The sequence below is a fragment of the Trabulsiella guamensis ATCC 49490 genome, assembly GCF_000734965.1.
GTDB classification, from domain to species: Bacteria; Pseudomonadota; Gammaproteobacteria; order Enterobacterales; family Enterobacteriaceae; genus Trabulsiella; species Trabulsiella guamensis.
Window position 1 is genome coordinate 1 of sequence record NZ_JMTB01000090.1, and the last position, 13,241, is coordinate 13,241.

The following is a 13,241-nucleotide window of genomic DNA, read 5'->3' on the forward strand; positions in this document are numbered from 1 at the left end:
CTGAAAGGGGGATGGAATCCTTACAGATATCCATTAAATCCAGTATTGAAAATTGATCCTCTTGGGTTAAATGCATTTAGTGCATTAAGCGGCTGGTCTGATCAGGCTGGTATGAAAGATGCTTATAACCATGCAGCTGCTGAATCCGAAAATACCATTTCAAAACCAGTATCAGACTGGAAATTTTCAGGTTGGGAAACTAAAGATGGTCCAGAATGGGCCTTTTGGAGCAAATCTAAATCTGTAGGCGCCATTTGCATAGATCAAAATGGAAATAAAAAAATAGCAGATTACCAATATTTCCAAATCGGTCCATTTAATATCAACGAAGATAGTCCTGCCGGATTCAGCCCTGATGGCATGAACGTCGAAACTCCCTCAATCGATGAAGCACTAATAAACATTTCAGATGCTCACTCACGAGCAGAGAAATGTGGTTCAGCATCAAGATTCCAATGTTTTATGAACAATAAATATAACGAAGAAAACAAAGAAAAAGGAAGAGAACTATGCAACTCTTTGAATTAAAGCAACAAAAAAACCATAAAAATAAAACCACAAACTCAATGACAATTACATACATTACCTGCATCTGCATCTATATATTCACAAGATATCTCTTACAAGAATTTACATCTTATATTTTTTCAGGAATTTTCCCTGGTTGGTATTGGGTTTACTTGGTTAACATACTATTTTATACAATCACTATTGTATGTGGTTGCGTTGCGGGTATGCTTGTTCATAAAAAAACGATCCGCCATGCATCATTAATTACTTCCTTAGGGATTTCGATTTACACATTTCTTACAACACCAAAAATAACTGATTACAGTTTATTTTTTTATGGATTTATACTAGGAATTATATTAGGTGCCATTGGTGGTTGTGTTTCTCTAGCGGTTAGATGGTTACAAATGAAATATTGTTAACGAATGAAAACATTATGTTAGCAAAAGTTAAATTTATGAACACAAAGCAGCACAGTGCAGTCAGCGACGTAATGCGCCAACGACTGGCGCAGTGTGGATTTACGCTAACAAGGAGATTACCTGGAGCGCAGAATTTGATGAGTGGGGGAATATGTTGCGTAAGGATACCCCCGGCAATCTGCAACAACTTATCCGGTTGCCGGGACAGTAGTATGATAAAGAGACGGGGCTGTATTATAACCGTCATCGATACTATGCCCCGGAGCAGGGACGGTATATTACTCAGGATCTGATTGGGTTACGAGGAGGGTGGAATTCTTATAAGTATCCGTTAAATCCGATTACAGAAATAGATCCTTTAGGTTTGTATAATTTATACCAATTAATGTATGACGTGTGGCATGATGATTCATCTGGCACTTCATCTATTGATATTTCTGGTGGTGGTGACCTGGTATCACTAGGTGGCCATGTTGGGGTTGGTGTCGCTTTCGCTAAAAAGAAAGGTGAAATACTTTCTGATATTTGCGCCTATGCTACGGCATGTGGCCACGCAGGAATTGGTGGGGGGCTTAGTGCGGCTATTACATACTCCGAATCTAACTCTTTGCCTTCTTCTGGAGTAAGTAAAACTATTGGCACAACAGTTGGGGGTGGAGTAATTGGACACTTTGCGTATACTTACGCTGCCGATATAGACAATCCTGAATCTTCAACAGAATCTGTGGGCGCTGGTATTGGCGTTGATGCTTCGGCTATGGTTCTTACTTGTAAAACATGGCAGGAATGCTTGGTAAATTAACAGGAAATGTCGGATGAAATATGTTATTTTGATTCTGTCTTTATTATTATGCGGTTGTTCACCTATAAACATAGAACCAGCAATACAAAATGCAAACACCTTCCATGAACTATATCAGAGAGGGGATTATTCTAATATATATGATCTAACTTCGGCCAACCTCAAAAAAACAACCTTAAAAAAAGATTTTATCGACTTTATGGTAAGCGCCAAAGAAAAAGATCTTGGTTCATTTATTAAATCTAATCTCAGGTTTAAAAAATCACTCACAATTTATTTTCGAACAATGAGATATCTTTGGTGTATTATTCCAAGTACTCAAAAAGAATTGTCCGGGAAATATTTATATTTGAAATGGAAAATAGAAAATGGAAGCTAAAAAGCTATAGGTATGATTCATTGGATTAATATATCTATATTGTGAATGTAAGCTTGTGCATCATAGCCAGATCGCTTTCAAGGGTAAATTATCTGTGGATTTAATAGGACAAGAGTTTTATAAAATCCAAGTGACAGTGTTACTGCTTATTTTCAGTGTGATGATGATATTCAGGACTCCAGCATCATTGAATGCCATTTCGGTGAGTAGCTTATTCAAACAATTTACCTTCCGGACTGCTTCACCCGCATCTCAAAATCGAAACGGTAATAACGGAACTTTAAAAAAGATCAATACAGTCGGCAGCTTACTTTTTAGTCATGTAATATTTATTATCAAAAAAGAGGACTAATATTTTCCGTTACTGCCTCCTGTAGCATTTGCAGGAGAACAATTATCATAGACAAAAAAAATGGCTTCCCCCAGGAAGCCATTCCATTACCATCAGGCAGATTACAGAACGTCGATCGCGTTCAGTTCTTTGAATGCCTGCTCCAGACGCGTAATCATGCTGGTCTGTGCAGCACGCAGCCATACGCGTGGATCGTAGTATTTCTTGTTCGGCTGGTCTTCGCCTTTCGGGTTGCCCAGCTGGCCCTGCAGGTAAGCTTCGTTCGCTTTGTAGTACTGCAGGATACCGTCCCAGGTTGCCCACTGGGTATCGGTATCGATGTTCATTTTTACTACACCGTAGCTTACAGAGTCTTTGATTTCCTGAGCAGAAGAACCGGAACCGCCGTGGAAGACGAAGTTCAGGCTGTTGTGCGGCAGGTTGTGTTTCTTAGAAACATATTCCTGAGAATCACGCAGGATAGTCGGGGTCAGTACCACGTTACCCGGTTTGTACACGCCGTGTACGTTGCCGAAGGAGGCAGCGATGGTGAAACGCGGGCTGATTTTGCTCAGTTCAGTGTACGCGTAATCAACGTCTTCCGGCTGGGTGTACAGAGCAGAAGCATCCATGTGGCTGTTGTCCACGCCGTCTTCTTCACCACCGGTGCAACCCAGTTCGATTTCCAGGGTCATGCCGATTTTGGACATGCGAGTCAGGTACTTAGAGCAGATCTCGATGTTTTCGTGCAGAGACTCTTCGGACAGGTCGATCATGTGAGAAGAGAACAGCGGCTTACCGGTTGCCGCAAAGTGTTTTTCACCAGCGTCCAGCAGACCGTCGATCCACGGCAGCAGTTTCTTCGCACAGTGGTCAGTGTGAAGAATAACCGGAACACCGTAGTGCTCAGCCATCTGATGAACGTGATGCGCGCCAGAGATCGCACCCAGGATTGCTGCGCCCTGAGGGATGTCAGTTTTCACGCCTTTACCAGCGATGAACGCTGCACCGCCGTTGGAGAACTGAACGATAACCGGTGCTTTAACTTTTGCTGCGGTTTCCAGAACGGCGTTAATGGAGTCGGTACCCACGCAGTTAACAGCGGGCAGAGCAAAGTTATTTTCTTTTGCTACCTGGAACACTTTCTGAACGTCATCACCAGTGATCACGCCAGGTTTTACGAAATCAAAAATTTTAGACATGTTACGTAGTCCTGTATCTGTATCGTCGGGCCTAAGAAAGAGGAGCGTGCTTTCACAGCGCGCTGAAAAATGGGCAGGTTTCCCTGCCCTTGAATGTCTTACTTCTTCGCGCGCTCTTCGAGCATCGCAACTGCCGGCAGGACTTTGCCTTCGACGAATTCGAGGAATGCGCCGCCGCCAGTAGAGATGTAGGAAATCTTGTCGGAAATACCGAACAGGTCGATAGCCGCCAGGGTGTCGCCGCCGCCTGCGATGGAGAAGCCTTCGCTGTCGGCAATCGCGTTAGCCACGATTTCGGTACCTTTACGGAAGTTCGGGAATTCGAACACGCCAACCGGGCCATTCCACAGAATGGTTTTGGCGTTTTTCAGGATGTCAGCCAGTTTCTGTGCTGAAACGTCACCCAGGTCCAGAATCTGCTCGTCATCTTTAATGTCATTAACTGATTTCAGAGTTGCAGTCGCAGTTTCGGAGAACTCGGTCGCCACACGAACGTCAGTTGGAACCGGAATATCGCAAGTGCCAAGCAGACGTTTAGCTTCATCAACCAGATCCGCTTCGTACAGGGATTTGCCCACGTTGTGGCCTTGGGCAGCAACGAAGGTGTTAGCGATGCCGCCGCCGACAATCAGCTGGTCAGCGATTTTTGACAGAGAATCCAGTACGGTCAGTTTGGTAGAAACTTTAGAACCGCCGACGATAGCAACCATCGGACGAGCTGGTTCTTTCAGCGCTTTACCCAGCGCATCCAGTTCAGCGGCCAGCAGCGGACCCGCACACGCGACGTCAGCGAATTTGCCGATACCGTGAGTGGATGCCTGCGCGCGATGCGCGGTACCGAAAGCGTCCATCACGAACACGTCGCACAGTGCAGCGTATTTCTTAGACAGCGCTTCGTCGTCTTTCTTCTCGCCTTTGTTAAAGCGAACGTTTTCCAGAACAACCAGTTCACCTGCAGCCACTTCCACGCCGTCCAGGTAGTCTTTCACCAGACGTACCGGGCTGGACAGTTTGTCTTTCAGGTAATTAACAACCGGCAGCAGAGAGAATTCTTCATTGTACTCGCCTTCGGTCGGACGACCCAGGTGGGAAGTCACCATCACTTTTGCACCCTGTTTCAGTGCCAGTTCGATGGTCGGCAGAGATGCACGAATACGCGCGTCGCTGGTCACTTTCCCATCTTTAACCGGTACGTTCAGATCCGCACGGATAAAAACGCGTTTACCAGCCAGATCCAGATCGGTCATCTTAATTACAGACATGGTGAATCCTCTCGTTGATTCTTAAAGTTTTGCAAGCGCACACGCGCTTTACCTGAAACCTTTCGCGGCCATTGCTAACGTGGTGTCGAGCATTCGGTTAGCAAAGCCCCATTCGTTATCACACCAGACCAGCGTTTTGATCAGATGCGCGCCACTGACTCGCGTCTGAGTGCCATCAACGATGGCGCTGTGCGGATCGTGGTTAAAATCGGTGGAGACCAACGGCAATTCCGTATAGTCAACTATACCATGAAATGCATCCTGTGCTGCTTTTTGCAGCAACCGGTTGACTTCACAGGCTTTTACCGATTTATTCACTGTGACGCTAAGATCGATCGCCGTCACATTTATTGTCGGAACACGTACGGCAATCGCTTCGAAGCGATCATTGAATTGCGGAAAAATACGCGTGATCCCCGCCGCCAGTTTGGTATCCACAGGAATAATGGACTGGCTTGCTGCACGAGTGCGGCGTAAATCCGGGTGATAAGCATCGATCACCTGCTGATCATGCATTGCAGAGTGGATCGTCGTTACCGTACCCGACTCTATTCCGTACGCATCATCTAACAGTTTAATGACAGGGATGATGCAGTTCGTGGTACAGGATGCGTTGGAGACAATGCGGTGTTCGGCGAGGAGTTCATGCTGGTTAACGCCATAGACGATGGTCGCGTCCAGATCGTTACTGCCCGGGTGTGAAAAAAGCACTTTCTTCGCGCCCGCGGCGAGATGCGCTTTGCCATGTTCGCGATTGCCATACACACCGGTGCAGTCAAGCACCACATCGATACCCAGTTCCCGCCAGGGGAGCGCCTCAATACTGCGCTCATGGAGGAGACGAATAACATCTTCACCGACATACAGCTGTTCCCGCTCCTGGCGAACATCCCAGGCAAAACGGCCATGGCTGGTGTCATATTTCAACAAATGCGCGATGCCCGTAGCATCTGCCAGTTCATTGATTGCCACCACGGTAATTTCCGCACGACGCCCGGATTCATATAAAGCGCGAACCACGTTGCGTCCGATGCGACCGAAGCCATTAATCGCTACGCGTACGGTCATAGATCTCCTGCGAGACGTTCCCTGATTTGAGGTGGCTGACAGAGTAATGCAGCAACGCGCTAAGGGGAACCTCGCCTGTCACAAACTGCGACTGATTGATTATTTGTCGAACATTTAATCGACTGAAGCGTTTCAGCTAGCATAAGCGAAACGGGGAATAAAAGGAATGATTGTCCAGTGAGAGAAGACAGTTATCTGACCTGCGTCACATTTTAAAGCGGTTTATGTGGTCTGGTTATTCCGCTGCCAGGAATTATCCGTTTTTTTCCCGACGGCAAAAAAACGGGCCGCCTGAGCGACCCGTTTTCAGCGTTTACGTGATTACAGCAGCGCTTTTGCTTTCGCAACAACGTTGTCGACGGTAAAGCCGAACGCTTCGAACAGCTTCTCAGCCGGGGCAGACTCACCGAAGGTGGTCATCCCTACGATAGCACCGTTCAGACCTGTGTACTTGTACCAGTAATCCGCAATACCGGCTTCCACCGCCACACGGGCCGAAACAGCTTTCGGCAGTACAGATTCACGGTATGCCGCATCCTGTTTGTCAAACGCGTCGGTGGACGGCATGGAGACCACGCGAGCCTTCACCCCTTCCGCAGACAGTTTTTCCCAGGCTGCCACCGCCAGCTCCACTTCAGAGCCGGTGGCAATGAAGATAAGCTCCGGCTGCCCGGCACAGTCTTTCAGCACATACCCGCCGCGGGCGATATCCGCCAGCTGTTTCGCGGTACGCTCCTGCTGCGCCAGGTTCTGTCGGGACAGAATCAGCGCGGTCGGGCCGTCATGACGCTCGACACCGTATTTCCACGCCACCGCCGATTCCACCTGGTCGCACGGACGCCACAGGCTCATGTTCGGGGTCACGCGCAGGGACGCCATCTGCTCAACCGGCTGGTGGGTCGGGCCGTCTTCGCCCAGACCAATGGAGTCATGGGTGTAGACCATCACCTGACGCTGTTTCATCAGCGCCGCCATACGTACCGCGTTACGCGCATATTCCACAAACATCAGGAAGGTGGAGGTGTACGGCAGGAAACCACCGTGCAGCGCGATGCCGTTGGCAATGGCGGTCATACCGAATTCGCGCACGCCGTAGTGAATGTAGTTGCCTGCCGCGTCTTCGTTGATGGCTTTCGAACCGGACCACAGGGTCAGGTTGGACGGTGCCAGGTCCGCGGAGCCACCGAGGAATTCCGGCAGCCACGGCCCGAAAGCTTCGATGGCATTCTGCGACGCCTTACGGCTGGCGATTTTCGCCGGATTCGCCTGCAGGCTTTCAATCCACGCCTGCGCTTTCGCGGCGAAGTCTGTCGGCATGTCACCCTTCATACGGCGGGTGAACTCAGCAGCTTCCTGCGGGAAGGCTTTCGCATACGCAGCAAATTTGTCATTCCAGGCAGACTCTTTCGCCTGGCCGGCTTCTTTTGCATCCCACTGTGCATAGATTTCAGACGGGATTTCAAACGGCGCATATTTCCAGCCCAGCTGTTCGCGGGTGGCGGCGACTTCCGCATCACCCAGCGGTGCACCGTGGGAATCATGCGTACCGGCCTTGTTCGGCGAACCGAAACCGATGATGGTTTTGCACATCAGCAGCGACGGTTTGTCTGTCACCGCACGGGCTTCTTCCACCGCACGTTTGATGGCGTCAGCGTCGTGACCGTCCACCCCACGCACCACATGCCAGCCGTAGGCTTCAAAGCGTTTCGCGGTGTCGTCGGTGAACCAGCCTTCCACATGACCGTCGATGGAGATGCCGTTATCGTCATAGAACGCCACCAGTTTGCCCAGTTTCAGGGTGCCCGCTAGGGAGCACACTTCGTGGGAAATGCCTTCCATCATGCAGCCGTCGCCCATGAAGGCATACGTGAAGTGGTCAACGATGTCATGACCCGGACGGTTGAACTGTGCTGCCAGGGTTTTCTCGGCAATCGCCATGCCCACGGCGTTGGCAATGCCCTGCCCCAGCGGACCGGTGGTGGTTTCAACACCGGCGGTGTAACCCACTTCCGGGTGGCCCGGGGTCTTCGAGTGCAGCTGACGGAAGTTTTTCAGCTCTTCCATCGGCAGGTCGTAACCGGTGAGGTGCAGCAGGCTGTAAATCAGCATGGAGCCGTGGCCGTTGGACAGTACGAAACGGTCACGGTCTGCCCAGGACGGATTCTGCGGGTTGTGGTTCAGGAAATCACGCCACAGGACTTCGGCAATGTCAGCCATACCCATCGGGGCACCGGGGTGACCGGATTTCGCTTTCTGTACTGCGTCCATGCTTAGCGCACGAATAGCATTGGCAAGCTCTTTACGTGAGGACATTTTGACTCCAGATCGGACTGTTGAAGGCCATGCCCGAAACGACTTGACGACAGCGCGTTTTGGGCTACGCCGGAAAAAAGTGTGAACAATGTAACCCAAGCGACAAAGCATGTACATGGACCATCCTTTTGCCGTTTCAGAAATCTCTGGATCATGCTCGCATGTTGCGCAATCTGCTTACGCCATTGTTGTTATTTTCTTTATACTTCCAGCACGATCCGCGTTGTCTGTCTGCGGACCGCTTTTCAGAATGATATGACTACACCGTGCGGAAGATAAACCGATGAAAATACGCTCAGCATTACTTGCCTTAGGGATCGCAACCGCGCTAACCGGTTGCCAGAACATGGATTCAAACGGGTTGTTAAGCTCCGGTGCGGAAGCTTTTCAGGCATATTCACTCACTGATGAACAGGTCAAAACGTTAAGCGACCAGTCCTGTAAAGAGCTGGACAGCAAAGCCACCATCGCGCCTGCCAGCAGCGAATACACCAAACGCCTCAATAAGATTGCCGCGGCACTTGGCGACAACATTAATGGTCAGCCTGTGAACTACAAGGTCTATGTGACTAAAGACGTGAACGCCTTTGCGATGGCAAATGGCTGTATCCGTGTTTACAGCGGCTTGATGGACATGATGAATGATAACGAAGTCGAAGCGGTTATCGGTCATGAAATGGGCCACGTTGCATTGGGTCACGTGAAGAAAGGCATGCAGGTTGCGCTGGGGACTAACGCCCTGCGTGTCGCAGCCGCCTCGACTGGTGGTGTCGTAGGAAGCCTGTCACAGTCGCAACTGGGCGATCTGGGCGAAAAACTGGTGAACTCACAGTTCTCGCAACGCCAGGAAGCCGAAGCGGATGACTACTCTTATGATCTGCTGCGTAAACGCAACATCAACCCGACGGGCCTAGCCACCAGCTTTGAAAAACTGGCGAAACTGGATGCCGGTCGCCAGAGCTCTATGTTTGACGACCATCCGGCTTCTGCCGAGCGTGCACAACATGTGCGCGACCGTATGAAGGCGGACGGGATTAAATAATCATATATCTAATGGCATCGGACGTTATTGGCGAAGCCAGTTTGATCCCGGACAGCACACAGCCACCGGAGCGTACATGTAGTACGTGAGGATGGCGAGCACTGCCCGGGTTCAAAATGGCAAGTAAAATAGTCCGATCACTCGCCTTTTTTGGCAGCCTGGATATACAACATTTCCAGTGCCAGGGTCGCTGCCGCCAGTGCGGTAATTTCAGATTGATCGTAGGCTGGCGCTACTTCTACAACGTCCATTCCCACAATGTTCAAATCTTTCAGGCCTCGTACCAGTTTAATAGCGCGATCGGACGTCAGTCCGCCGATGACCGGCGTACCAGTACCCGGTGCGAACGCCGGATCCAGGCAATCGATGTCGAAAGTCAGGTACACCGGCATATCACCGACAATCTGTTTCACCTGCGCGATGATATCGTCCACGGTGCGGTCGTTCACCTGACCGGCGTCGAGCACGGTGAAACCGTTGTCTTTATCGAACTCGGTACGGATGCCGATCTGCACGGAATGGTTCGGATCGATCAGCCCTTCGTTCGGCGCGGTAAAGAACATCGTGCCATGGTCAAACTCGCAACCGTTGGCGTAGGTATCGGTGTGCGCGTCGAAATGCACCAGCGCCATTTTACCGAAGTGTTTCGCGTGAGCGCGTAGCAGCGGCAATGTCACGAAGTGATCACCACCGAAAGAAAGCATGCGCTTACCAGCCGCCAGCAGTTTTTCCGCGTGCGCCTGCAGTTTTTCACTCATTTCACGGGCATCGCCGAAGGCGTAAACCAGATCACCACAGTCCACGACATTCAGGCGCTCGCGCATGTCGAAGTTCCACGGGAAGCGGTTGTGCTCCCAGGCAAGGTTAGTGGAAACCTGACGGATTGCCGCCGGGCCGTGGCGACCACCAGCACGACCAGAGGTCGCCATATCAAACGGTACGCCGGTGATAACCCAGTCAGCGTCACTGTCATACGGCTGGAAATTCAGCGGAAGGCGTAAAAAACCAAACGCGTTAGATACCAGAGAGTTGTCGTACTGATTTCCTAAGGTACTCATGGCTATGACCTCTTCTAAAGTCGGTAAAAAAAATCCCCTCCGCGTCGTTAGGCCCGACGAGGAAGGGATTGATTTGGGTTACTGCTTATAGAGACGAATTATCGCCGTTATTTTGTACGGGTTCAAGTAAGATCCACTGGCCCGGTAAGCATAGCGCCAGCGGGGCATTATTGGTTACTCGTCTTCCAGATAAGTATAGCCGTACAGACCCGCTTCAAACTCTTCGAGGAACTGCTGCTGCAGCGCGGCATCAAGATCCGTGTTTTTCACCTGATCGCGGAACTGCGTCAGCAGTGTGTTGGGATCAAGCTGCACGTATTGCAGCATGTCCGCCACTGTATCCCCTTCGTCAGACAGCTCAACTTCCACGCTGCCGTCCGGGAAGACAAACACGTCAACCGCTTCGGTATCACCGAATAAGTTGTGCATGTTGCCGAGGATCTCCTGATAAGCCCCGACCATAAAGAAGCCCAGCATCGGCGGGTTTTCAGGATCGTACGGCGGCATCGGCATGGTGGTGGCGATCCCGTCGCCATCGACATAATGATCGATAGCGCCGTCGGAGTCACAGGTGATATCCAGCAGCACCGCACGGCGTTCCGGCGCGTGGTTCAGCCCTTCCAGCGGCAGCACCGGGAATAGTTGATCAATACCCCAGGCGTCCGGCATCGACTGGAACAACGAGAAGTTGACGTAAATTTTATCCGCCATACGTTCCTGCAGTTCATCAATGATCGGGCGATGCGCGCGGTTGCTTGGATCGAGCTGCTTCTGCACTTCGTGGCACATGTTCAGATACAGTTGCTCCGCCCAGGCACGCTCCTGCAGGCTGAAAGTACCGGAAGAATAACCAACGTGAATATCGTGCAGATCCATCTGGCTGTCGTGCAGCCATTCACGCAGCGAACGGCGGTTGCCTGGCTCGTGCATCTCCTGCCAGGTTTCCCACATGCTTTGCAGCGCGCGGGCGGCATCCGCTTCCGGTGCGGCAGGCACGGTGTATTCGTTGCGCTCAACGCCAATGATATTCGAAACCAGCACGGTATGATGAGCAGTCACCGCGCGACCGGATTCGGTGATCACCGTCGGGTGCGGGAGGCCGTTTTCTTCACAGGCATCGCCAATCGCCCAGATAATGTTATTGGCGTACTCATTCAGGCCGTAGTTAACCGAGCAATCAGACTGCGAACGGGTCCCTTCGTAATCCACGCCGAGACCGCCGCCGACGTCAAAGCACTGAATGTTGACGCCAAGCTTATGCAGTTCCACGTAGAAACGCGCGGATTCACGTACGCCAGTCGCGATATCGCGAATGTTCGCCATCTGCGAGCCGAGATGGAAGTGCAGCAGTTGCAGACTTTCCAGATGCCCTGCGTCACGCAGAATCTCCACCAGTTGCAGCACCTGCGTTGCCGCGAGGCCGAATTTGGATTTTTCACCACCGGAAGACTGCCATTTACCAGAACCCTGCGAGGCCAGACGCGCACGCACGCCAAGGCGCGGCACCACATTCAGACGCTCGGCTTCTTCCAGCACGATAGCAATTTCGGACATCTTTTCGATGACCAGATAGACCTTATGGCCCATCTTTTCGCCGACCAGCGCGAGGCGAATATACTCGCGGTCTTTATAACCGTTACAGACGATCACGCTGCGGGTCATTCCGGCATGCGCCAGCACCGCCATCAGTTCCGCTTTAGAACCTGCTTCCAGACCCAGCGGTTCGCCGGAGTGGATCAGCGACTCAATGACGCGACGATGCTGGTTCACCTTGATCGGATAAACCAGGAAGTAGTCACCGTGGTAGCCGTAAGATTCACGCGCGCGTTTGAACGCGGCGTTAATCGAACGCAGACGGTGTTGCAGGATCTGCGGGAAGCAGAACAGTGCAGGCAGACGTTGCCCCTGCGCTTCGCGGGCTTTCACCAGTTCAGCGAGATCAACGCGCGCCTGCGGCACATCAGGATCCGGGCAGACGGTGATGTGTCCCAGTTCGTTGACGTCGTAGTAGTTATTGCCCCACCAGGCAATGTTGTAAGTACGTAGCATCTTGCTGGCTTCCTGGGAGCTCATCGCAACCTCCTGCATGGAACGTAGTACACCCTGTTCGCCTGCTGACGAAGGCGAAACCATAGAAATGTCGTCAGACATAGCGAACCTCAAATTGTCTTATTAAGTGTAAAACAGTTGACTACTATCGCAGCGTAATATTGCGATAACAACCCATAAACGACGCGTTTTCCCAGCACAGCGTGCTGAGTCTGCGGCCGTGCGACCGGTTTCATGTTCATATCATTGTAAAACACAGATCCGGACTAATTATGACTATCCGGAGAAACCACGAGAAAACTCTTGTCGGAACAAGAGCGCCCTTGTTCAGTCTTCACAACGCCTTACCGGCCCTGGAATCCTGAGAAGCGCCGAGATGGGTAGAACATCGGCAGGTTTGCAAATTAGAGATGCAGGTTGCGGGAATTAAACGCATACCAGAACGGCATGACTGATTCAGCGGAAAACGACGGTTCATTCTTTCGTATCACCTCCACGCCAGCCTCCTGAGGCCAGCGACAAGCCAAAGCTAATAATTCACTGCTTAACCCGGCTGGAAGTGGCGACACGATGTTGTTCACCGTGCGCTTTTTTGCATAAGCCGCGCGCGGCGTTTTATACCGATAACCGGGGCAAAATGCAAAATAAAAATGCACACTCTGCCACCGCTGTCAGGAAAAATTTCCAACGCCTTTTTGTCATCGAATGCGACCTGCATCAAAAAAAACTGGCAATCCGATGAATAAATCACCTAAAATAGCCATCCAGATGTTAATCCATCTATACTGATTAACACTCAGACT

12 protein-coding genes and 2 pseudogenes are annotated in these 13,241 nt (G+C 50.9%); 5 read left to right on the forward strand and 9 right to left on the reverse strand.

Translation table 11 applies throughout. The features are described from left to right. The 4 genes and pseudogenes from GTGU_RS26375 to GTGU_RS26685 form a co-directional block, all read left to right on the forward strand. Positions 1–528: pseudogene (locus GTGU_RS26375) on the forward strand (type IV secretion protein Rhs); the annotation flags it as partial. Continuing rightward, positions 510–932 (forward strand): hypothetical protein, encoded by a 423-nt coding sequence (locus GTGU_RS25785; protein WP_156964176.1) that lies wholly within the window; start codon positions 510–512, stop codon positions 930–932. The pseudogene GTGU_RS26375 and the gene GTGU_RS25785, both read left to right, overlap by 19 nt. Before the next feature lie 121 nt (positions 933–1,053). Further along, positions 1,054–1,734 (forward strand): annotated as a pseudogene (locus GTGU_RS24760) (RHS repeat-associated core domain-containing protein); the annotation flags it as partial. 13 nt (positions 1,735–1,747) lie between these two features. Beyond that, complete coding sequence (locus GTGU_RS26685) at positions 1,748–2,113, forward strand: hypothetical protein (RefSeq protein WP_245609616.1); 366 nt, start codon at positions 1,748–1,750, stop codon at positions 2,111–2,113. Positions 2,114–2,566: 453 nt separating this feature from the next. Here GTGU_RS26685 and fbaA read toward each other — a convergent pair whose 3' ends face one another. The 4 genes from fbaA to tkt form a co-directional block, all read right to left on the reverse strand. Continuing rightward, entirely contained in the window at positions 2,567–3,646 is a 1,080-nt protein-coding gene (gene fbaA / locus GTGU_RS14010) for a class II fructose-bisphosphate aldolase (RefSeq protein WP_038158148.1), read from the reverse strand. 98 nt (positions 3,647–3,744) lie between these two features. Beyond that, positions 3,745–4,908 carry a phosphoglycerate kinase gene (gene pgk / locus GTGU_RS14015; RefSeq protein ID WP_038158150.1) on the reverse strand — a complete coding sequence of 388 codons (1,164 nt, stop codon included), beginning with the start codon at positions 4,906–4,908 and terminating at the stop codon, positions 3,745–3,747. A gap of 48 nt (positions 4,909–4,956) precedes the next feature. After that, entirely contained in the window at positions 4,957–5,976 is a 1,020-nt protein-coding gene (gene epd / locus GTGU_RS14020) for an erythrose-4-phosphate dehydrogenase (protein WP_038158152.1), read from the reverse strand. A gap of 321 nt (positions 5,977–6,297) precedes the next feature. Beyond that, a complete protein-coding gene (gene tkt, locus GTGU_RS14025) occupies positions 6,298–8,289 on the reverse strand; it encodes a transketolase (protein ID WP_038158154.1) in 1,992 nt (663 codons plus the stop codon). A gap of 283 nt (positions 8,290–8,572) precedes the next feature. Between tkt and loiP the strand changes: the two genes are divergently transcribed. Continuing rightward, positions 8,573–9,331 (forward strand): metalloprotease LoiP, encoded by a 759-nt coding sequence (gene loiP / locus GTGU_RS14030; protein WP_038158157.1) that lies wholly within the window; start codon positions 8,573–8,575, stop codon positions 9,329–9,331. Positions 9,332–9,468: 137 nt separating this feature from the next. Here loiP and speB read toward each other — a convergent pair whose 3' ends face one another. From speB to GTGU_RS25790, 5 genes are all read right to left on the reverse strand, one after another. After that, positions 9,469–10,389 carry an agmatinase gene (gene speB, locus GTGU_RS14035; RefSeq protein WP_038158159.1) on the reverse strand — a complete coding sequence of 307 codons (921 nt, stop codon included), beginning with the start codon at positions 10,387–10,389 and terminating at the stop codon, positions 9,469–9,471. Positions 10,390–10,563: 174 nt separating this feature from the next. Then, positions 10,564–12,540, reverse strand: coding sequence for a biosynthetic arginine decarboxylase (gene speA / locus GTGU_RS14040; protein WP_072011991.1), 1,977 nt, complete (start codon positions 12,538–12,540; stop codon positions 10,564–10,566). Positions 12,541–12,548: 8 nt separating this feature from the next. Next, positions 12,549–12,680, reverse strand: a complete 132-nt coding sequence (yqgB, locus tag GTGU_RS24780; RefSeq protein ID WP_156964182.1) for an acid stress response protein YqgB — start codon at positions 12,678–12,680, stop codon at positions 12,549–12,551. 92 nt (positions 12,681–12,772) lie between these two features. Then, positions 12,773–12,874, reverse strand: coding sequence for a hypothetical protein (locus GTGU_RS27060; RefSeq protein WP_425427456.1), 102 nt, complete (start codon positions 12,872–12,874; stop codon positions 12,773–12,775). Further along, the gene (locus GTGU_RS25790; RefSeq protein WP_156964178.1) at positions 12,843–13,094 is read right to left on the reverse strand and encodes an NADPH-dependent FMN reductase family protein; all 252 of its coding nucleotides are present in this window, start codon (positions 13,092–13,094) and stop codon (positions 12,843–12,845) included. The genes GTGU_RS27060 and GTGU_RS25790 overlap by 32 nt, the downstream gene beginning before the upstream one ends. Between the last annotated feature and the right edge of the window lie 147 nt (positions 13,095–13,241).